Origin of the sequence: Solibacillus sp. R5-41 (genome assembly GCF_002736105.1) — a bacterium.
Taxonomy (GTDB): Bacteria; Bacillota; Bacilli; order Bacillales_A; family Planococcaceae; genus Solibacillus.
Genome location: NZ_CP024123.1, coordinates 509,938 through 530,509, shown reverse-complemented (window position 1 = coordinate 530,509; position 20,572 = coordinate 509,938). Strand labels below are relative to the sequence as shown.

Annotated in this window: 22 protein-coding genes; all 22 read right to left on the bottom strand. The window is 38.6% G+C overall.

Features of this window, described 5'->3' with window-relative positions; translation table 11 throughout:
* Nucleotides 1–63: 63 nt before the first annotated feature.
* The 22 genes from CSE16_RS02515 to CSE16_RS02410 all read right to left on the bottom strand — a co-directional run bounded on the left by CSE16_RS02515 (nucleotide 64) and on the right by CSE16_RS02410 (nucleotide 20,572).
* Entirely contained in the window at nucleotides 64–1,062 is a 999-nt protein-coding gene (locus CSE16_RS02515; RefSeq protein WP_099422416.1) for a rod shape-determining protein, read from the bottom strand.
* 202 nt (nucleotides 1,063–1,264) lie between these two features.
* A complete protein-coding gene (locus tag CSE16_RS02510) occupies nucleotides 1,265–1,531 on the bottom strand; it encodes a sporulation transcriptional regulator SpoIIID (RefSeq protein WP_099422415.1) in 267 nt (88 codons plus the stop codon).
* 485 nt (nucleotides 1,532–2,016) lie between these two features.
* A complete protein-coding gene (locus tag CSE16_RS02505; protein WP_099422414.1) occupies nucleotides 2,017–2,664 on the bottom strand; it encodes a M23 family metallopeptidase in 648 nt (215 codons plus the stop codon).
* Between the two features lie 143 nt (nucleotides 2,665–2,807).
* The gene (gene spoIID, locus CSE16_RS02500; protein WP_253896232.1) at nucleotides 2,808–3,680 is read right to left on the bottom strand and encodes a stage II sporulation protein D; all 873 of its coding nucleotides are present in this window, start codon (nucleotides 3,678–3,680) and stop codon (nucleotides 2,808–2,810) included.
* Between the two features lie 179 nt (nucleotides 3,681–3,859).
* Nucleotides 3,860–5,179 (bottom strand): UDP-N-acetylglucosamine 1-carboxyvinyltransferase, encoded by a 1,320-nt coding sequence (gene murA, locus CSE16_RS02495; protein WP_099422412.1) that lies wholly within the window; start codon nucleotides 5,177–5,179, stop codon nucleotides 3,860–3,862.
* A gap of 338 nt (nucleotides 5,180–5,517) precedes the next feature.
* The gene (locus tag CSE16_RS02490) at nucleotides 5,518–5,763 is read right to left on the bottom strand and encodes a DUF1146 family protein (RefSeq protein ID WP_099422411.1); all 246 of its coding nucleotides are present in this window, start codon (nucleotides 5,761–5,763) and stop codon (nucleotides 5,518–5,520) included.
* A 184-nt stretch (nucleotides 5,764–5,947) separates the two neighbouring features.
* A complete protein-coding gene (locus tag CSE16_RS02485; protein WP_099422410.1) occupies nucleotides 5,948–6,355 on the bottom strand; it encodes a F0F1 ATP synthase subunit epsilon in 408 nt (135 codons plus the stop codon).
* A gap of 24 nt (nucleotides 6,356–6,379) precedes the next feature.
* Nucleotides 6,380–7,795: a F0F1 ATP synthase subunit beta gene (gene atpD, locus CSE16_RS02480; RefSeq protein ID WP_099422409.1), complete on the bottom strand. Its 1,416-nt coding sequence runs from the start codon at nucleotides 7,793–7,795 to the stop codon at nucleotides 6,380–6,382.
* A 51-nt stretch (nucleotides 7,796–7,846) separates the two neighbouring features.
* Nucleotides 7,847–8,704, bottom strand: coding sequence for an ATP synthase F1 subunit gamma (gene atpG, locus CSE16_RS02475; RefSeq protein ID WP_099422408.1), 858 nt, complete (start codon nucleotides 8,702–8,704; stop codon nucleotides 7,847–7,849).
* Nucleotides 8,705–8,806: 102 nt separating this feature from the next.
* Nucleotides 8,807–10,315: a F0F1 ATP synthase subunit alpha gene (atpA, locus tag CSE16_RS02470; protein WP_099422407.1), complete on the bottom strand. Its 1,509-nt coding sequence runs from the start codon at nucleotides 10,313–10,315 to the stop codon at nucleotides 8,807–8,809.
* A gap of 28 nt (nucleotides 10,316–10,343) precedes the next feature.
* On the bottom strand, nucleotides 10,344–10,880 hold the full coding sequence (locus CSE16_RS02465; protein ID WP_099422406.1) for a F0F1 ATP synthase subunit delta: 537 nt from the start codon (nucleotides 10,878–10,880) through the stop codon (nucleotides 10,344–10,346).
* The gene (gene atpF, locus CSE16_RS02460) at nucleotides 10,877–11,398 is read right to left on the bottom strand and encodes a F0F1 ATP synthase subunit B (RefSeq protein WP_099422405.1); all 522 of its coding nucleotides are present in this window, start codon (nucleotides 11,396–11,398) and stop codon (nucleotides 10,877–10,879) included. The genes CSE16_RS02465 and atpF overlap by 4 nt, the downstream gene beginning before the upstream one ends.
* Nucleotides 11,399–11,568: 170 nt before the next feature.
* Entirely contained in the window at nucleotides 11,569–11,793 is a 225-nt protein-coding gene (atpE, locus tag CSE16_RS02455; RefSeq protein WP_099422404.1) for a F0F1 ATP synthase subunit C, read from the bottom strand.
* A gap of 77 nt (nucleotides 11,794–11,870) precedes the next feature.
* Nucleotides 11,871–12,596 carry a F0F1 ATP synthase subunit A gene (atpB, locus tag CSE16_RS02450; RefSeq protein ID WP_099422403.1) on the bottom strand — a complete coding sequence of 242 codons (726 nt, stop codon included), beginning with the start codon at nucleotides 12,594–12,596 and terminating at the stop codon, nucleotides 11,871–11,873.
* Nucleotides 12,597–12,626: 30 nt separating this feature from the next.
* Nucleotides 12,627–12,998 (bottom strand): ATP synthase subunit I, encoded by a 372-nt coding sequence (locus tag CSE16_RS02445; RefSeq protein WP_099422402.1) that lies wholly within the window; start codon nucleotides 12,996–12,998, stop codon nucleotides 12,627–12,629.
* 612 nt (nucleotides 12,999–13,610) lie between these two features.
* Complete coding sequence (gene wecB / locus CSE16_RS02440) at nucleotides 13,611–14,723, bottom strand: non-hydrolyzing UDP-N-acetylglucosamine 2-epimerase (protein ID WP_099422401.1); 1,113 nt, start codon at nucleotides 14,721–14,723, stop codon at nucleotides 13,611–13,613.
* Between the two features lie 170 nt (nucleotides 14,724–14,893).
* The gene (gene upp, locus CSE16_RS02435; protein WP_099422400.1) at nucleotides 14,894–15,523 is read right to left on the bottom strand and encodes a uracil phosphoribosyltransferase; all 630 of its coding nucleotides are present in this window, start codon (nucleotides 15,521–15,523) and stop codon (nucleotides 14,894–14,896) included.
* 172 nt (nucleotides 15,524–15,695) lie between these two features.
* On the bottom strand, nucleotides 15,696–16,940 hold the full coding sequence (glyA, locus tag CSE16_RS02430; protein ID WP_099422399.1) for a serine hydroxymethyltransferase: 1,245 nt from the start codon (nucleotides 16,938–16,940) through the stop codon (nucleotides 15,696–15,698).
* Between the two features lie 246 nt (nucleotides 16,941–17,186).
* Nucleotides 17,187–17,729 (bottom strand): TIGR01440 family protein, encoded by a 543-nt coding sequence (locus CSE16_RS02425; protein WP_099422398.1) that lies wholly within the window; start codon nucleotides 17,727–17,729, stop codon nucleotides 17,187–17,189.
* A 6-nt stretch (nucleotides 17,730–17,735) separates the two neighbouring features.
* A complete protein-coding gene (gene rpiB / locus CSE16_RS02420; RefSeq protein WP_099422397.1) occupies nucleotides 17,736–18,173 on the bottom strand; it encodes a ribose 5-phosphate isomerase B in 438 nt (145 codons plus the stop codon).
* A 657-nt stretch (nucleotides 18,174–18,830) separates the two neighbouring features.
* Nucleotides 18,831–20,123: a methyl-accepting chemotaxis protein gene (locus tag CSE16_RS02415; protein ID WP_099422396.1), complete on the bottom strand. Its 1,293-nt coding sequence runs from the start codon at nucleotides 20,121–20,123 to the stop codon at nucleotides 18,831–18,833.
* Nucleotides 20,120–20,572 carry a low molecular weight protein arginine phosphatase gene (locus tag CSE16_RS02410; protein WP_099425731.1) on the bottom strand — a complete coding sequence of 151 codons (453 nt, stop codon included), beginning with the start codon at nucleotides 20,570–20,572 and terminating at the stop codon, nucleotides 20,120–20,122. Before CSE16_RS02410 ends, CSE16_RS02415 begins: the two co-directional genes overlap by 4 nt.

The following is a 20,572-nucleotide window of genomic DNA, read 5'->3' as shown; positions in this document are numbered from 1 at the left end:
ATTTTCTAGTATTTATATATTATCGGTAAAAATTTTGAGAATGTTAGAAATTGTGCTCGTTTGTTATTTGCTTGCCCCTACTGCACGGTCAATATTGTCTAACATAATGCCTGTTCCAATTGCCACGCAGTCTATTGGATTTTCAGCAACAAAGACAGGTACTTTTAATTCATTCACTAATAACTGGTCCATGCCATGTAGCAATGCGCCACCACCTGTAATAATGACACCGCGATCAATAATATCTGCTGATAGTTCTGGCGGTGTTTTTTCTAACACATTTTTTGCGGATTGAACGATCATACTAACTGATTCACGTAAGGCTTGTTCAATCTCCTCAGAATGAATTTCAATCGTACGAGGCAGTCCTGTGACCATATCACGACCACGAATATCCATTGAATCACTACGTCCACCTGGGTAAACTGTGCCAATCGTCATTTTAATTGCTTCTGATGTACGTTCACCAATTAATAGCTTGTATTCTTTCTTTATGTATTGCAAGATGTCATTGTCAAATACGTCACCTGCGATTTTAATAGACTCGCTCGTCACGATATCACCCATCGATAAAACTGCGATATCTGTTGTACCACCACCGATATCTACTACCATGTTACCGCTTGGTTGGAAGATGTCCATACCTGCACCAATCGCCGCTACTTTTGGCTCTTCTTCTAGGTATACCTTTTTGCCACCAGCTTTTTCAGCAGCTTCACGAATAGCTTTTTGCTCTACACTTGTAATATTTGTCGGACAACAAATTAAAATGCGTGGTTTTGATAAAAAACCTTTGACGTCTAATTTATTTATAAAATGCTTTAACATCGCTTCTGTAATATCAAAATCAGCAATAACCCCATCTTTTAATGGGCGAATTGCCGTAATATTGCCTGGTGTACGTCCCACCATCTGACGTGCTTCTTCACCTACAGCAAGTACTTTACCTGATTTTTTATCAATCGCCACAACGGACGGCTCATTTAAGACAATCCCTCTACCCTTCACATGGATCAGTACATTCGCCGTCCCTAAATCGATCCCAATATCTTTTGAAAACATAGCTTTTTTAGCTCCTTCCCACTGATTCCAACATTTACGTATCTATTATCTCTTCATCTTGATTATTTTATCATAATAAATAGTGAATTACATCTTATTTTATGGGAAGGATTTCCCTTTAATAGGTAAATTAATGGGAATTACGGGCTTTTGACTTTTCTTTTGAAACTCGAAAAAGCATTTAGAATCTAATCGAGATCGTCTAAATGCTACTTTCATACTGTTTGCTTTCCCATTTTTTTCGAGTCGCTTCACCTCCGCGCAAATGACGTATTGACTTATTGTACGCCAACACTTGCTGTACTTGGTGTGCGAGTGGTTCATTTATTTGTTTGAGTCGTTCTGTTAAATCCTTGTGTACAGTACTTTTTGAAAACCCAGTCAGTTTTGCAAGGGCACGTACAGTTTCCCCCGTCTCAATCAACAGCTCTCCCAGTCGAACGCAGCGATGTCGAATATGTTCGTGCACGTTCTCTCCCTCTCTATCGAATATGAAAAGAGCCAACTTCATATTTTGTTCAGACCTTGTTTCTAGCTGTCATTCCCAATCTGTTACATCCCCATTTTGACACTTCAACATAGGTTTGAAATGCCTCTATTGCAAGGGATTAGATATTGATGACAAGGTCTTCAATTATAAAGTGAGCACTAGCAAATATGTTCATTTTCTACAACAGGTTGTAAAAGATGTTTATTGCTTCACCTTATGTTTTGTTGGCTCTCATTATTCGAATAAATCGGGGTATTTCAACATTAATTACGCCTTGGCATAATTAGGTACAGATTTTTTTCAAGTCTACTCGAAAAAAATCTGTACCATACGCCGGGGCTTCAGACCAACACGACGTTGATCACAAAGGCGTTGTCACTGGACGTGACAGGCTTAGCCTTTGCTCTCTACGCGTAGCCAAAGTTCCCCTATTCAATAAGGATTTTAATCCCTACTGATTCAACTTAGAACGATAAATATTTACGTGGATCTACGAATACACCTTGCTCTAATACTTCAAAATGTAAATGGACACCGGCAGTTGGATTCCATTCATTATCCTGCGATGTTGCAATTTGTTCGCCTTGCGTTACTTTGTCGCCGGCTTTTACTAAAATATCTGCCACAGAGCTATAACGCGTTTGCTTACCATCTGCATGATTCATAATAATTGTATTCCCTGTAAACGTGTCTAGCTTCACTTCTGCGACTTCCCCACTCATTGCAGCTACAACTTCAAACGGTTCACTATTAATCGCAATTGACACACCTGTGGACGTTGTGAATACTTGATTGAATACGAGCAATGCGTTTTCACGTGATGCTTCATCCGCATTCACATCGTAAAAATCTTGAAGGATTGCTACTTCATTCACAAATTCCTCTTTAAACGGATACTTTAATGTTTCTTCACGTGCAGCAGTTTCTACTAACCCAGGCTCTGGTGCCACGTTTTCTTCAACTAATGCCTTTTCCTGTTGACCATCATAAAGTTGGTTAAAGCCAAAAATTACTGCAACAATCATTAATGCCATTCCGCCATAGATAGCTGGCCAAAACCACGCCTGCTGCATAAGCGTCTTTTGAGAAGGCTTTTGTTTATCTTCTCTCATCATCATCACCTCTAGTGGAAGTGTAGACCGATTTTTGAGAATTTAAACATACTTATTCATTGTGATACTTCATAATTTTTTGTCACATGCGTAGAAGGTTTGACCCCCTACTGAAAAGAGTTGAGAAAGCTGGTGTTTCCAGCTTATTGTGTGCTTACTTCTTTACAATAATTCGCTTCTTCAATTTGTGCCCCCGGGTAGTAATTTTTTAAAATCCCCTCTACGGTCGTACCATTCTTCGCCATCGCATTTGCTCCGTGCTGACTCATACCTACACCGTGACCGTATCCTCGTGTTGTGATTTCAAGCCCTTTTTTTGACCACTTCACGGAGAAGTCAGTAGATTTTAGTTGAAGCAGCTCTCGAAATTCTCTACCAGACCAAACAACATTGTCTATCGTTACTTGCTGGATGCGGTTCGTATCATTTCTAGCAAAACTAATTTTGCGATACGCATCTGCGCTTAGCTTTTGTTTCAGCCGTTCATTCAACTCTGCAAATGAAAAGCTAACGGATTCACTTAAAGGCTTCTCAATCGACATAGCCGATCGTAAATAAGGGATTTCCTGTCCACTATAGTTTTTCGCTGATTCGGTTTGTTTGCTAGAAGACGCATGAAACATTGCTGTAATTAATTGGCCATCATACGTTAAAACTTGATTTCCCGTTGCTGCTATTGCTTGTTCTATTTTATTTTCGTATGTGGAAAATACTGCTTTCCATTTTTCCTTTCGTTTTTCTTCTGATTCAAATACTTGATGGGCTGTTGTTGCTTGAATTTCTTTTTTGCCATAATCTGTTTGCCTCAATGCATACGTTCTAGCAGCAATGGCTTGTGCCTTTAATGCCTCAGCATGAAAGCTTGCAGGCATCTCTCCTGCTAACACGCCAACTAAATACTGATTGAGCGCTATTTCTTCATCATTCACTTTCACGTAAATCACGCATTGATTTACTGGTGCTTCTGGTGCTTCTGGTGTTTCTAGCGTTTGTGGTGTGCTTTTTATACCTTTCACAAAATACAATGGAATGCAAAACAACAAGATACAGATTAGCAATTTTTTCATAACACAATGTATGTTCACTAGAGAAAAACATTCATTTGAATTTAATTTTTATAAGATTTGAGAGAACAAAAAAAAGAAACTAGTATTGTTAAACACTAGTTTCTTCTTAATCAGTTATTAGATATTAGTTACGCATTTACGATGTCTGATTCTTTTATTTGTTCGTTTTCGTTCACTTGTTCATCTGATTGTACACGCTCGATATCGGCTCCTAATGCCGCTAATTTTTTGTGGAAGTCGACATAGCCTCGATCTAAATGATGGAGCTTTGTTACGCGTGTAACACCCTCAGAAACTAAACCAGTCAATATTAGTGCTGCTGCTGCGCGTAAGTCGGTTGCAGATACTTCTGCACCTTGTAGTTCCTTGTCACCTTCAATGAAAACGGAACGCCCTTCGATTTTCGCTTCAGCATTCATTCGACGGAATTCTTCAACATGCATGAAACGATTTTCAAATACCGTTTCTGTAATGATGCTTGTTCCTTTCGCTGTTAGCATTAATGCCATCAGCTGAGACTGCATATCTGTTGGGAACCCTGGATGCGGCATCGTCTTAATATCCACTGCTTTTAGTGGATCCTTTGCACGGATGCGTAACCCTTCGCCCTCTTCTGCAATTTCTACACCCATTTCGCGCATTTTCGCAATTAATGCAACCATATGCTCTGGAACCGCATTTTCTATGAAAATATCACCACGTGTAATCGCAGCGGCCACCATAAATGTACCAGCTTCAATACGGTCTGGAATAATCGCATGCTCACAACCCTTTAATACTTTGACCCCTTCAATGCGGATAGTATCTGTACCGGCACCAATTACGCGGCCACCCATACCATTAATAAAATTCGCTAAATCCACAATTTCAGGTTCTTTTGCTGCGTTTTCGATAATTGTGATGCCTTCTGCAAGTGCTGCTGCAGTCATAATATTTTCTGTTGCGCCAACGCTTGGGAAATCTAAATAAATTTCAGCACCCTTTAATTTGTCCGTAACCTTTGCTTCTACATAACCGTGACCAAAGGAAATAGTAGCGCCCATTGCTTCAAAGCCTTTTAAATGCAGTTCAATTGGACGTGAGCCAATTGCACAACCGCCTGGCAAAGCGACACGTGCAAAACCATTACGCGCAAGTAAAGAACCCATTACTAAGATAGATGCGCGCATTTTACTTACAAATTCAAATTGTGCTTCACTTGAAAGCTCTGCGGAAGCATCAATAATCATTTCATTTTGTGCTACATTATATTCTACTTTTGCATTTACGCTTTTTAATACTTCACTGATTGTACTTACATCAGCTAAGTTCGGAACATCTGTAATTCTATTTATATCTTTAGAAGCTAAAAGAGATGCAGCCAGGATAGGTAATACAGAGTTTTTTGCCCCTTCTACTCTCACTGTCCCCTTTAATGTTTGGCCCCCTGTAACAATAATTCTCTCCACAATTCGTCCCTCCGAATTCAATTCTTAAATATTTATAAGCTCACAATTTATTTTAAAATTCATTTGACTTCTATTTTTACACACAAAAGATATGTTACAACTATTAGCGCCTTTATTCAAGCGTCCAAATCACTATTTTAAGCTAAAATTAAGCTATTTGCTATCTTTTATAGTACGCATCTTAAGTAAATATGGTGAATGTGTCGAAATCAACCAAATTTTATCCCTTGATTATGTCCCACGATTGAGCATTCATTATTTCCTAGGAAATCTTTATACCTTGTAGCGAATAATAATTCGTTACTCTTCCCTACAAGGTATAAATTGGTACGTACCTTTTAATTAAAAATATACGTAATCTTTTGGGACCAATTTGTAAAATTAATGAAAAAATCCGCGACTGTTGATCCAATTGTAATACTCATTACAATGTAAAATAGTTGAATTTGAAAGGTTTTGCCTTTTTTAAATAATTGTTCGATTCGAATACCTTGTAATGCATAAAAAGAAATACCAATGAATACAATATATGCTGCTACACTTACTAATGCCTGTTGACCAGCCTGCAAATAAAGATTTTCCATGTATTTCACTTCCTTTCTTACTCAATTACACCTTGACTAACTTTTGTCCAAATTTCGTTAGTACTTGCAAAATACTGCATTCATCTTACCAATATTGTAAGTAGGAACTCTCTGCTGAACAAAGATAAACTGCTTTTACATTCACAAAAAAGCGGACAGATTGCTCTGTCCACTTTAATTTTAATTAGATGTTACCCTGATGAACGTTGATACGATTCAACGCACGTTTTAATGATAAATCAGCACGTTTGAAATCAATGTTGTCTTTTTGCTTTTGAACGCGTTCCTCAGCACGAGCTAAAGATTCCTTAGCACGAGCTAAATCAATTGTTGAAGCCACTTCAGCAGAAGGTGCTAAAATTGAAATTTTGTCAGGACGAACTTCAATAAAACCACCGCTTACAGCAGCTAGTTCAGTAGAACCATCTGCCTTTTTTAACTTCACAGCGCCGATTGCTAAAGGAGCAACCATTGGAATGTGTCCAGCAAGAACACCAATTTCGCCTGAAGTTGTTTTAGCGACTACCATTGATACTTCTGAATCGTATACTGGGCCGTCGGGAGTGACAATGTTGACTGTTACTGTCTTCATATTTTTTCCTCCTCGCCGTTTTTATTAAACTTCAACGCCCATATCTTTAGCTTTTTGTACTACTTCTTCAATGCCACCAACTAAACGGAATGCATCTTCTGGTAAATGGTCATACTTGCCTTCAAGGATTTCCTTGAATGAGCTTACAGTATTTTTAACTGGTACGTATGAACCCTTTTGACCTGTAAATTGCTCCGCTACGTGGAAGTTTTGAGATAAGAAGAATTGAATACGACGAGCACGTTCTACTGTTTGTTTATCTTCGTCAGATAACTCATCCATACCTAAGATGGCGATGATATCTTGTAACTCACGGTAACGTTGGATTGTACGTTGAACTTTTGTTGCTACTTCGTAATGCTCTGGGCCTACGATTTCTGGTGATAAAGCACGAGAAGTCGAAGCTAATGGGTCAACCGCTGGGTAGATACCCATCTCAGATAATTTACGCTCAAGGTTTGTTGTTGCATCTAAGTGAGCGAAAGTTGTAGCCGGAGCCGGGTCAGTATAGTCATCGGCTGGTACATAGATCGCTTGGATAGAAGTTACAGAACCTTTTGTAGTAGATGTAATACGTTCTTGTAATTTACCCATTTCAGTAGCAAGTGTTGGTTGGTAACCTACCGCAGAAGGCATACGACCTAATAGCGCTGATACCTCAGAACCTGCTTGAGTGAAACGGAAAATGTTATCGATGAATAATAGTACGTCTGCACCATCTTCATCACGGAAATATTCTGCCATTGTTAAACCAGTTAAAGCTACACGCATACGTGCACCTGGTGGCTCGTTCATTTGACCGAATACCATCGCTGTTTGTTTGATAACGCCTGAATCAGTCATCTCGAAGAATAAGTCATTACCTTCACGAGTACGCTCACCTACACCTGCGAATACAGAGATACCTGAGTGTTCTTGTGCGATGTTATTGATTAATTCTTGGATTAATACTGTTTTACCTACGCCGGCACCACCGAATAGACCGATTTTACCACCTTTGATGTAAGGTGCTAATAAGTCTACTACTTTGATACCTGTTTCAAGGATTTCAACAGTAGTTGATAATTCAGCAAATGTTGGTGCTTCGCGGTGAATTGAATCACGACGAACATCAGTTGGAATTTCTTCACCTAAGTCAATTACTTCACCAAGTACGTTGAATACACGACCTAATGTTGCTTGACCTACTGGTACTGAAATTGGTTTTCCTGAGTCTGTTACTTCTGCTCCACGTTGTAAGCCATCAGTAGATGACATTGCAATCGTACGAACAGCATCATCGCCTAAGTGTAACGCAACTTCTAATGCAAGAGTTGTTGCAGCTTCGCCTGGACGTTCGATTGTAACTGTTAATGAGTTATTAATTTGTGGTAATTGGCCATTTGCAAACTTAACGTCTACTACTGGACCCATTACTTGAAGAACGTATCCTTTGTTCATTACTGTGTACCCTCCTATCGTATTCTTATACGACGTTGGTGCGGGCTGATCCTATTCTAAGGCTGCAGCTCCACCAACGATTTCTGTAATTTCTTGTGTAATCGCCGCTTGACGTGCACGGTTATATTGCAACGATAGATCCGAAATAAGGTCATTCGCATTGTCGGTTGCATTTTTCATAGCTGTCATACGCGCTGAATGTTCACTTGCTTTTCCGTCTAATATTGCACCATAAATTAGGCTTTCCGCATACTGTGGAAGTAATACTTCAAGAATTGCTTCACCAGATGGCTCGAATTCATAAGAAGCTGTACCTGCAACAGGTGTAATATCAGTTAATGGAAGAACTTTTTTTGCAGTCACTTCGTTAGCGATGGCGCTGACAAAGTGATTGTAGTACATATGAAGTTCATCATAAGTACCATCAATGAACATACCAACAGCATTACGAGCGATTTCTTTAATATCAGCAAAAGTTGGTTGGTCTGGTAGAGCAACAACATTTGCGATAACGTTATGATCACGTTTTACAAAGTAATCACGAACAAGACGACCAACTGCTAAAATAACGTATTCGTCTTTAGACTTATGACGTTGGTTAATTGTACTTTGAACTTCTCGAAGGATACTTGAGTTGTAAGCACCTGCAAGACCACGGTCCGAACCGATTACTAAGTAAGCTGTTTTCTTAACAGGACGAGAGATTAACATTGGATGTCCACTGTCTTTCGTACCTGATGCGATTGCGCCCACTACTTCTTGGATTTTTTCCATGTAAGGTACATATGACTTAGCATTTTGCTCTGCACGACGTAACTTTGAAGAAGAAACCATCTGCATTGCTTTCGTAATTTGTTTCGTTGACTTTGTCGAATTTATACGACCTTTGATTTCGCGTAAGTTTACCACTGGTATTTCACCACCTTATGTTTTTTATCAAGTGCTACTGTTTATTCATTCAAGCAAGGTCTACTAGCATAAACTAGTAGCACGCTTGCTTATTAATGAGTCTTACTCAGATTTTGCGAAAGTTTTTTTGAACTCAGTAAGAGCTGCTACGTACTCTGCGTCTGGAGCAAGTTCTTTTGTAGTACGAACATGATCTAAAACGTTATTGTGGTTTGTTTCTAACCAGCTTAAGAATTCACGCTCAAAGCGAACGATGTCTTGTACTGGAATATCATCTAAGTGACCTTTAGTTAATGCATAAAGGATCGCAACTTGTTTTTCAACTTTAAGTGGTTTGTTTAAGTCTTGTTTTAAAACCTCAACAGTACGTTTCCCACGCTCTAACTTACCTAAAGTAATTTTATCTAAGTCAGAACCGAATTGAGCGAATGACTCTAATTCACGGAATGCTGCTAAGTCAAGACGTAATGTACCAGCTACTTTTTTCATCGCTTTGATTTGAGCAGAACCACCTACACGTGATACTGATAAACCAGCGTTGATTGCTGGACGTACACCAGAGTTGAATAAGTCTGATTGTAAGAAGATTTGTCCATCAGTAATAGAGATAACGTTTGTTGGAATGTAAGCTGCGATATCGCCTGCTTGTGTTTCAACGAACGGTAACGCTGTGATAGAACCGTTTTGGTAAGTTTCATTTAACTTCGCTGCACGCTCTAATAAACGTGAGTGTAAGTAGAATACGTCACCAGGGTAAGCTTCACGACCTGGAGGACGACGTAATAATAATGAAAGTTCACGGTAAGCCGATGCTTGTTTAGATAAGTCATCATACACGATTAAAACGTGTTTACCTTGTAACATGAACTCTTCAGCCATTGATACACCTGCAAAAGGAGCAAGGTATAATAATGGAGCTGGTTGAGAAGCAGATGCTGTAACTACGATTGTGTAGTCTAATGCACCGTGTTTACGGAAAGTTTCAACTACACCACGTACAGTTGACTCTTTTTGACCGATAGCAACGTAGATACAAATCATGTTTTCACCTTGTTGGTTCAAGATTGTATCGATTGCTACAGAAGTTTTACCTACTTGACGGTCACCAATGATTAACTCACGTTGACCACGGCCGATTGGAACTAAAGCGTCAATTGCTTTAATACCTGTTTGTAATGGTTCATGTACTGATTTACGAGCCATTACACCGAAAGCTGGACTTTCGATTGGACGAGATTTTGTTGTGTTGATTGGACCTAAACCGTCAACTGGTTGTCCAAGTGGGTTAACAACACGACCAATTAGTTCTTCACCAACTGGTACTTGCATGATACGACCTGTACGACGAACTTCATCGCCTTCTTTGATGTCTGCGAATGGTCCTAGAATAACGATACCTACGTTACCTTCTTCTAAGTTTTGTGCCATACCCATAACACCAGTTGAGAACTCTAAAAGCTCTCCAGCCATGGCGTTGTCGAGGCCATGAGCACGAGCGATACCGTCACCAACTGTGATTACAGTACCAACTTCGCTTACTTTAAGCTCAGATTCGTAATTTTCGATCTGTTTTTTAATCAGACTGCTGATTTCTTCAGCTTTGATGCCCATGTATGTTCACCTCTCACATTTCATAAAATTAACCAACTAAAATACGTTTTAAACCCTCTAACTTAGATGTTACAGTGCTGTCGTAAATGTAGTTGCCGATTTGAACTCGTACACCACCGATTAGAGATGGGTCGATTTCGTTTGTAATGTTTAATTTCTCTTTGCCCACTAATTTGCCGAATGCTACAGAAATTTCTGCGCGTTCTGCATCAGTTAATGCACGTGTCGAGAATACTTTTGCGTCAGCTGCGCCTTGCGCTTCAGCCGCTAAAAATTGGAATGCTTCTGCTACATCCGTTGCTTCATCAATACGTTTTTTGTCGATTAAAACAGAAATCATATTAATAATAGCTGGTTGTGCACCAGATAAAAGTTCTGCAACAAGTTCTTTTTTGCGAACAACTGAGATTTTAGGTGCTTTTAATAATAGAACGAACTCTTCGTCCGTTTTAATTACTTTTACAAGTTCCTTTAAATCTGAGCTTACTTCTGCAACAGTGTTTTGTTGAGCAGCTAATTCAAATAAAGCTTGGGCATAACGCTTCGCTACAGTCGATTGACTCATTTCGCTTCGCCTGCCTTCGCAATCGTTTCTTTAATTAATGCGCTGTTGTCCTCTTCTGAAATTTCTTTTCCAAGAACTTTAGACGCAGCAAGTACTGATAGTGAAACTACTTCTTCACGTACAGCAGCGATTGCTTTTTCTTTTTCTGCTTCGATATCACGAACAGCAGCTTCTTTTAAACGGTTTGCTTCAGCGCGTGCAGTTGTTACGATCTCTTCGCGTGTTGCTTCGCCTTGCTTTTTAGCACCTTCAATAATTGATTGTGCTTCCGTACGAGCTTCTTTAAGAAGGCTCTTTTGTTGTTCTAATAGTGCTTGCGTTTCTTTTTTAGCTTTTTCAGCTGCATCAATTCCAGATGCAACTAATTCTTCACGTTCTTGCATGATGCCCATTAAAGGACCCCAAGCGAACTTTTTAAGAAGGATCATTAAACCTAAGAAAATTACTAGTGTTGCTAAAACATCACCTAAGTTGATGTTACCAGCACCTGCACCTAGTACAAGATAATCTAAAAACACGATTGTTTCACTCCCTTCAAGAGCTTTGAGTTCATAAATCTATATTGTATACATCTTTAAATTCGAGTTAAAAATTATAAAAAAAGGAAATACCTCTTTTTATACAAAAGGAATGGCGAAGGGTTGCTTAAAACTCTGCTTCGCCACTTGAAAATAATAATCTGTAAAGACTATTTGTTCATTACGATGAATGCTACTACTACTGCGATGATCGGTAATGCTTCTACTAATGCAACCCCGATGAACATTACAGTTTGAAGTGCGCCACGAGCTTCTGGTTGACGAGCGATACCTTCTACTGTTTTTGAAACGATTAAACCGTTACCAATACCTGCACCTAGTGCTGCTAAACCAATTGCGATTGCTGCTGCTAATAAACCTATTGAACCTGTCATTTTAAATATCCTCCTTGGATTATGTGTTTTTTTTGTGGTTCAAATCGCCGCACTACTTTAAATGCGGAAATTTATAATTAATGGTCTGTACTCACTTTGTGAGCCATGTATACCATCGTTAACATAGTGAAAATGAAAGCTTGGATTAACCCGATGAAGATAGAGAATCCTTGCCATGCCATCATCGGTAAAATTGCACCGACAAAGCCTGCCGCACTTGAAACGGCTAAACTTGTGATAAGACCGATTAAAATCTCACCAGCATAAATGTTACCGTAAAGACGTAAGCCGAGTGTAAGCGTATTTGCGAACTCCTCGATAATTTTTAACGGGAACATGAATGACATTGGTTGGAAGAATGTTTTAGCGTAACCACCTGTACCTTGCATTTTCACACCATAGTACTGAGATAAAACTAAAATCATTGCTGCTAATGTCATTGTAACAACTGGGTCAGCTGTTGGTGATTTCCACCATAAGTCATGTCCAACTGTGATACCACCTAATGGTAAACCAATTAAGTTTGAAACGGCTATGAACATGATTAGTGTAATACCCAGAATGTGGAAGCGACCACCTGTTTTCCAGTCCATGTTACTTTTAATAATGCCCTTCACGAAGTCCATTATCCATTCCATGACGTTTTGCATACCTGTTGGTTTTAACGCTAGTCTACGTGTTGAGATAAACGCGATTAAAAATACAATAGTAGCAGATATTAAAAGCATCATTACTGTAGATAAATTGAACGTAAGTGTCATAAAGCCTAATTCCAAATCAAACTCTGGAGCTGTATGATTCATTTCTGCATTCACCTCTCTTTCAAATGCACATTAATGGCTTCTTATATGATGTACAATTCTTTCTATTACTAAAAAGATGTACGGAATCATCAGCCCAATGACCGTGCTTATTAAGTGGAAATATTGTGGCAACGATATTGCGATTGCGACTGCGGCAACACCTGATCCGAAACGTAATGCCGTACCAATAGATGCTACTTTTGTCCCTTCACTAATGGAACGGTCAAATTTTTCCATACGTCGAACTAATATCCAAAAGTTATACGTACCAAAGAACGCACCCAGGGCTATACCGGCAAATATCGACTCATATGGTGAAAATCCCCAGCCTAAAGCACAAACAGCAAGCAAAAAAAAGAACGCTTTCTTCTGCATAGCAAAAACTTGATGCAAATCTAGCATTGGCAATTAATCTCCTGAAACATTTTTCGAGTAATGAAGTGTCCATCGACCATTAAGTGAATTTAAAACGTAGTGAATGTACTACATAAATCAGAGGCATTTATAAGTACTAAATAATTTCAACTATTGATTGCTTCATAGTTACGATTCATTTCATACTTCTAATTGACTCATAATTTCAGTGGACTTTAATCCAGACGCATAAAACGTTGTAAATCGACAAGTTGAGGATTCAACTGTCAATCTAGTAGAAACTTGATATAACAAGTGTTTCAGCGCCATTAGACTTGATGAAACCCTTATCATTCTTACCCTTTGTAAGCATACAATAGGGTGTTTTTGATGTCAATTAGTAATGGTGAAAAACTTAACACTGTTAGATACCTTGTCAAATTGTTGACAAATTTGTGTATGAATATTCACAAATCCCTTTCTTACTTTTCTAACTTCGTAAAAATCCGCTAGTTTATACGTTTTTTTTGTTTCTATTTGTCATTTCAAAGCAAATATTTTTTTTTACACTTGTAGCGAATTTTACGGTTGACTTTTAAAGAAAGTTAATATAAACCAATGTTTTTCTTTCATTTTCACTAATTTATACTTGTATTTCACCTATTCCATAAATTCTAACAATGCTTTTATGATTCGTTGTGAAGCAAATCCATCTCCATATGGATTGGAAGCATGTGCCATTGCCTCGTAAGCTTCTTTGTTCGTCAATAATTCTTTCGCCATTGTGTAAATTACTTCTTCATCTGTACCTGCTAGCTTTAACGTCCCTGCTGCAATTCCTTCTGGGCGCTCGGTCGTATCACGCAATACTAAAACTGGCTTCCCTAATGATGGTGCCTCTTCTTGCACGCCACCTGAATCTGTTAAGATCATAAATGAACGAGCTGCAAAGTTATGGAAGTCAAATACTTCAAGAGGTTCGATTAGATGTACACGTGGATTGTCCCCTAAAATTTCATTGGCAATTTCGCGAACAGCTGGATTCATATGGACTGGATACACAACTTGAATATCATCATGTTCAGCTAATAGGCGCATGATGGCACGGAACATATTGCGCATCGGCTCTCCTAAATTTTCACGACGGTGCGCCGTTAATAGAACCATGCGATCCGTACCCATTTGCTCTAATACGGGATGACTGTAGTTTTCCTGTACTGTTGTTTTTAATGCATCAATTGCTGTATTACCTGTCACGTAAATTGCTTCGGCTGGTTTATTTTCTTTCAGTAAATTGTCGCGTGACTGCTCTGTAGGTGAAAAGTGTAAATCTGCCATCACACCTGTCAGTTGGCGGTTCATCTCTTCTGGATATGGAGAATATTTTTGCCCCGTGCGTAATCCCGCCTCAACATGACCGATCGCAATTTGATTGTAAAAGGCTGCTAAACTGCCTACAAATGTCGTCGCAGTGTCACCATGTACTAATACAATATCCGGTTTTGCTTCTTTCATAACTTTATCTAAACCAATTAAAGCATTTGTCGCTACATCTACTAATGTTTGACGATCTTTCATAATATTTAAATCAAAATCTGGTGTAATTTTAAACGTTTCTAACACTTGGTCTAACATTTGGCGATGTTGCGCTGTGACCGTTACAATTGACTCGATTTTTTCAGGATGTTTTTGTAATTCCAATACAAGTGGTGCCATTTTAATAGCTTCTGGGCGCGTACCAAAAATAGTCATTACTTTTAATTTTTTTGTCATAATGAGTTCCTCCCTGTGATTAGGTTTACATAGTTAAAACGCCCGCTAAAAAAGCACGGACGTTTTTTAATCAATTATGCCTCGGCTAACTTTTGTCCAAATTTTTTTCGAGCTAGTCGAAAACTCATCTAAAAATCTGTGCCATCCGCCGGGGGATGAAGCAAGTTACATTATTTAGTTCCGAATAAACGGTCTCCAGCATCACCTAAGCCTGGAATGATATAACCGTGATCGTTTAATTTTTCATCTAATGCTGCAATATAAATATCTACATCATTATGATACTTTTGAATTTCTTCTACGCCTTCTGGAGCTGCAATTAAGCACATGAATTTAATGCTTTTCGCACCGCGCTTTTTCAGTGAATTGATTGCTTCTACTGCTGATCCACCCGTTGCAAGCATTGGGTCTACAATAATAAAGTCACGCTCTTCCACATCTGCCGGTAACTTTGCATAATACTCGATTGGTTTTAATGTTACTGGGTCACGGTAAAGACCGATATGACCTACTTTTGCAGCTGGGATTAGTTTTAATACACCATCTACCATCCCGATACCTGCGCGTAAAATCGGTACAATGGCCATCTTTTTACCTGATAAAACTTTTGCTTTTGCAGTTGTTACAGGTGTTTCGATTTCGATTTCTTCTAATGGTAACTCACGTGTAATTTCGAATGCCATTAATGTTGCTACTTCGTCAACTAATTCACGGAATTCTTTTGTACCTGTATTTTTATCTCGAATATAAGTTAACTTATGTTGAATTAATGGGTGGTCAAATACGAATACTTTGCTCACTTTGCCATCTCCTAACTGTTTTTAATCTAAATTAGTATAACAGAAAATAACGCTAGCGAAAACTAACACTACATTGTTTTTAAATTGTTCATTTATTGTGCAAATTACTCCCTAAAAAAATCGCCTTACTATCACGAATAATAGTAAGGCGATTTTTCTATGCTTGAATAGATTATGCGTATAATGGATATTTCGCAGTTAATGCATCTACACGTTTACGCGCAGCTGCTTTTACTGCTTCGTCCTCTGGGCTTTTTAGTACTAATGCAATAATTTTACCTACTTCAATTGCATCTTCTTCTGTAAATCCGCGAGAAGTAATTGCTGCTGTACCTACACGAACACCTGAAGTAACGAATGGTTTTTCTGTATCGTAAGGAATTGTGTTTTTGTTTGTCGTAATAGCAACTTCATCAAGTACATGCTCTGCCACTTTACCCGTTAAACCTAAAGATTTTACGTTTAATAATAGTAAGTGGTTATCTGTGCCACCTGATACGATTTCAACGCCTTCATTCATTAAGCTTTGTGCTAATGCTTTTGCGTTTGCTTTAATTTGTTTTGTATACTCTTTGAATTCAGGTTGTAACGCTTCACCAAATGCTACAGCTTTTGCAGCGATTACATGCATTAATGGACCACCTTGAATACCTGGGAATACAGATTTGTTTAATTCTTTTTCCCATTTCGCATCATTTGTTAAGATCATACCACCACGCGGGCCACGTAATGTTTTATGCGTCGTAGTTGTTACAAAATCCGCATATGGGATTGGGGACATATGCTCACCAGTAGCTACTAATCCTGCGATATGCGCCATATCTACCATGAAGTATGCATCCACTTCATCCGCGATTTCACGGAATTTAGCGAAGTCAATTTCACGTGGGTATGCAGAAGCACCTGCAACGATTAATTTTGGTTTAGAAGCTAATGCTTTTTCACGAACGTCGTTATAATCGATTGTTTGCGTGTCTTCAGAAACACCATACTCTACGAAGTTGTAAAGGATACCAGAGAAGTTTACTGGTGAACCGTGTGTTAAGTGACCACCGTGTGAAAGGTTCATCCCTAAAACTGTGTCACCTGGTTGTAAAATCGTGTGGTAAACAGCCATGTTCGCTTGAGCACCTGAGTGAGGTTGTACGTTTACATATGCCGCACCGAATAATTCTTTTGCACGGTCACGCGCGATATCTTCTACTACATCAACATGCTCACAGCCGCCATAATAGCGTTTACCTGGATAGCCTTCAGCATATTTGTTTGTTAAATAAGAACCTTGTGCTTCCATTACTGCTTCTGATACGAAGTTTTCTGAAGCGATTAACTCGATGTTTGTGTTTTGGCGTTTTTTCTCTAATAAGATTGCGTCCAAAATTACTTTGTCTTGTACTGCTAATTTTTCAAATGCCATGTGTATAAATCCCCCTAAATATTGTTCCGAATAATCGGTGTTTCCAATTCAAATAGATTAATCAATTACGCCTCGGCTAACTTTAGTCCAGATTTTTTTCGACCACGCTCGAAAAGCTTCCCTAAAAAATCTGTGACATCCGCAGGTGCTAACTTGATTCAGCCATAGTTTAGACTCTAACTGAAACCAGTACATCTTCAGCATGCATCTCCCATTATAGTAGTGAAGGACTTCTGCTGAAGCAAGTTAATATTGTGCACGTTCTCCGCCAATTAGCTTCGGACGTGTTGTAGCTAACGTAATGACTGCTTCACCCAACATTTTTTCAGATGTTCGAATGGGCACAGCAACTGCTTTCAAATGCATACCAATAAGTGTTTGACCAATATCAATTCCTGCATGTGCCTTTACAGCCTCCACGATAACTGGCTCTTGCATTTGTGTATAAGCATACGCAGACATAGAACCTCCCGCTGATCGTACAGGTACAACTGAAACAGGCTCTAATTGGTATTGCATCGCTGCTGCCGCTTCTATCGTGAGTGCACGATTGATATGCTCACAGCCTTGAAAAACTAAATAAAGATCATGCTTGTACGCAAAACGCGAAAATTCCTCATATAACACTTGCGCAACATCAAGTGCACCAGAAGTTCCAATTTTTTCTCCGATGATTTCAGAGGTAGAACAACCGATGACAAATAATTGCTTTTTATTAAACTTCACTTGTTGCTCGAATTCGTGTAAAACTAACGCTAAATCCTTTTGCAAATGGTGTAAGTTTGTCATGTGCAATTACCCTTCAATTTCAGAAATTTTTTCAACGCGACGAATGTGACGTCCGCCTTCAAACTCTGTATTTAACCAAGTTTCCACGATTTCACGTGCAAGGCCTGGTCCGATTACTCGTTCGCCCATCGCTAATACGTTAGAATCATTGTGGCATCGAGTTGCTTTTGCTGAAAATACATCATGTACTAAAGCACAGCGAATACCTTTAAACTTATTCGCCGCAATGGAAATACCAATTCCTGTTCCACAAATTAGAATGCCGCGATCAAATTCTCCAGCTGCTACTTTTTCTGCAACAGGACGTGCATAATCTGGGTAATCTACTGAATCATTTGTTTTTGGTCCAAAATCTTCATAGCTAATCGACAATTCGTCTAATAGTGCCATAATTTCTTTACGTAAATTATTGCCACCATGATCGGAAGAAATCGCAATTTTCAAGTGGGTTCCCTCTTTTCATTTATATTCAACAACAGTGTACCATTTCTTCTATAAGAATAACATGTTTTTCATTAATAAATTTTCTGATTTCTCCATAAAACACGAATGTTCCAGCTTATAAATACACAATCGTTAGTTTTTTACGGATATTTAACAATTAATCACCTTGAACATTCGTGATTCTCATGTAATTTACATTTTTTTGTAGATACCATTGATAACGCGAGTTCTAATTTGGGCACTAATTAAGTGCGAGCTAGTAGTTTAGGCTGGCTAGGCATATGAGCTACACAGACAATTTTAGCACAAATATGAACGACTCATTTTTGTGCTTTGTGCAAGACTGAGCCAACACGACGTTGGTCACTCAGACGTTGCCACAGGACGTGGCCATTTTAGCCTGAGTTCCTCTGCTTTAGTATGCCATTCTGAAACTTTCCGGATTTGGTACGCCGCTAAAGCGAGAGGCGGCGGATTCTTAGTCAGATTCCCACTTTAATAAATTTTAAACTTTATGGAATTTTGTTTCGACATAATTTTTATAGACAATTTGCATGATTTAATAGACATTCTGGTGTTGAACAAAAAACAACAATGAATCCGAAATGTTAACTTCGGTCATTGTTGTTTCGTTCATTTTTAACATTGAAAGCTTTATTAATTCACACGGTCAAACTTTTGAATGACTTTATATAACTCACTTGATTGATGCTTCAAATCACTAGCTAATGCCTCAACTTGTTCAATTGCATAGGCTTGCTCTGCAGATGCCGAATTTACTTCTTGGGCACTTGCAGATGTTTCTTCTGCAATAGCAGCAACTTCCTGCGATTGATGTGCTGTACGTCTAATATTTTGCATTTGTTGATCGATTAATTGCGAAATCGTCACAACTGCATCAGCCATTTCATAAATGCCTTTTGACATCCCTTCAACTGCAGCTGTTGTTTCAGATACGCGTGATGATTCATTCACTGCAAATGCTACTTGCTCATTCATTTGTTTTACGACGACTGTGACATTTTGCTGCATTGTTTGAATTAATGTTGTAATCCCTTGCACAGCCTTAGCACTTTCATCCGCTAATCCACGTACTTCTTCCGCTACGACAGCAAAGCCTTTTCCGTGCTCCCCTGCTCTTGCTGCTTCAATCGACGCATTCAGTGCAAGTAAGTTCGTCTGACCAGCAATATCTCCCACCAGACCAATAATTCGTTCTATTTGTTCCGCATTTTTTTCAAGCTCATGAATATTGCCTAACGCATTTTTATTATCTGTTGCAATTTTTTGTATACTATTTACAGTGCTTTGTATTGCATCGGTCGTGTTCGACAAGTTTGAAATAATTCGCTTCGAATGATCAGCAGAATGCACCGCTTTATTATTAATTTCCGTTGCCAACTCACGAACTTCCTCAAGCGCCTCTACCGTTTCTTGAATGGCAATTGCTGATGCCTCTGCACCACTTGAAATATGGCCAATATTATGTGTAATTTGCGCTGAGTTTCTAGCGACTGATGAAGTTTGGTCAGATAAATCAACAATAGTAGAATCTGTTTTTTTAAAATTTTCTTCAATACCTTCTACCATTTTACGCAAATTTGTAACCATTAATTGAAATGCTTCTGCTACATTACGGATTTCGTCATTTGTTTTTGGCATTTCAACATCTTTCCCAATCTTACCCTCTGCCACAGAATTTGCGCTCTTCTCTAATTGTTGCAATGGTCGAACAAGGATAATACTAAATACCGCCGCTAACGCACAAGACCAAAAAATTCCTAATGAATATGTAATGACTTGAAATAGACTACTGTTTACAGACTCAAAGAACATTGGTTGAATAAATTCAATAAATACATAGCTTGTTGAATATGTAATCAACGCTAATATCCCTACAAATAACACAAGTTTCCTACGCAAATTAAACACTTTCTTTTGTGAATTCATTCGATTTTTCCTCCCATTACTATTTTTTCTTCTAGCTCATCAATTGCTCGCTTTAATTCTTCAAATGTTTGTTTATATAATGCAATGTCTCCTCCAAATGGGTCAAAAACATCTTGGGTGCTATACGGTGTCGCATATTCTTTTAACGTATAGGTCTTTTCGAAAGCCTCTTCAAAAGTTCGGTTGATTACTTCCTTATGCGCCGCCGTCATTGTTAAAATTAAATCTGCCCACGCCACATCCTTGCTATTAATCTGCCGAGACAAATGTTGATGTTGGATATTTTCTTGATTTAATATAGCACTTGAGTTTTCTGACATTTGATCACCTTCAAGCGCATAAATTCCTGCCGAACGTACATTTACATTTTTTAAATCTTTATTTTTTAATATTGCCTCTGCCATCGGGCTGCGACAAGTGTTTCCTGTACAAATAAAATAAATATTCAT

Coding starts and splice junctions, on each gene's coding strand:
- CSE16_RS02515 (WP_099422416.1), bottom strand. CDS start 1,062: ATGTTTTCAAAAGATATTGGGATCGATTTAGGGACGGCGAATGTACTG.
- CSE16_RS02505 (WP_099422414.1), bottom strand. CDS start 2,664: ATGAGAGAAGATAAACAAAAGCCTTCTCAAAAGACGCTTATGCAGCAG.
- CSE16_RS02490 (WP_099422411.1), bottom strand. CDS start 5,763: ATGGAAAATCTTTATTTGCAGGCTGGTCAACAGGCATTAGTAAGTGTA.
- CSE16_RS02485 (WP_099422410.1), bottom strand. CDS start 6,355: ATGAAGACAGTAACAGTCAACATTGTCACTCCCGACGGCCCAGTATAC.
- atpD (WP_099422409.1), bottom strand. CDS start 7,795: ATGAACAAAGGATACGTTCTTCAAGTAATGGGTCCAGTAGTAGACGTT.
- atpA (WP_099422407.1), bottom strand. CDS start 10,315: ATGGGCATCAAAGCTGAAGAAATCAGCAGTCTGATTAAAAAACAGATC.
- CSE16_RS02465 (WP_099422406.1), bottom strand. CDS start 10,880: ATGAGTCAATCGACTGTAGCGAAGCGTTATGCCCAAGCTTTATTTGAA.
- atpE (WP_099422404.1), bottom strand. CDS start 11,793: ATGACAGGTTCAATAGGTTTATTAGCAGCAGCAATCGCAATTGGTTTA.
- atpB (WP_099422403.1), bottom strand. CDS start 12,596: ATGAATCATACAGCTCCAGAGTTTGATTTGGAATTAGGCTTTATGACA.
- CSE16_RS02445 (WP_099422402.1), bottom strand. CDS start 12,998: ATGCTAGATTTGCATCAAGTTTTTGCTATGCAGAAGAAAGCGTTCTTT.
- wecB (WP_099422401.1), bottom strand. CDS start 14,723: ATGACAAAAAAATTAAAAGTAATGACTATTTTTGGTACGCGCCCAGAA.
- glyA (WP_099422399.1), bottom strand. CDS start 16,940: ATGGCATTTGAAAAATTAGCAGTACAAGACAAAGTAATTTTGGACGCA.
- CSE16_RS02425 (WP_099422398.1), bottom strand. CDS start 17,729: ATGACAAACTTACACCATTTGCAAAAGGATTTAGCGTTAGTTTTACAC.
- CSE16_RS02415 (WP_099422396.1), bottom strand. CDS start 20,123: ATGAATTCACAAAAGAAAGTGTTTAATTTGCGTAGGAAACTTGTGTTA.
- CSE16_RS02410 (WP_099425731.1), bottom strand. CDS start 20,572: ATGAATATTTATTTTATTTGTACAGGAAACACTTGTCGCAGCCCGATG.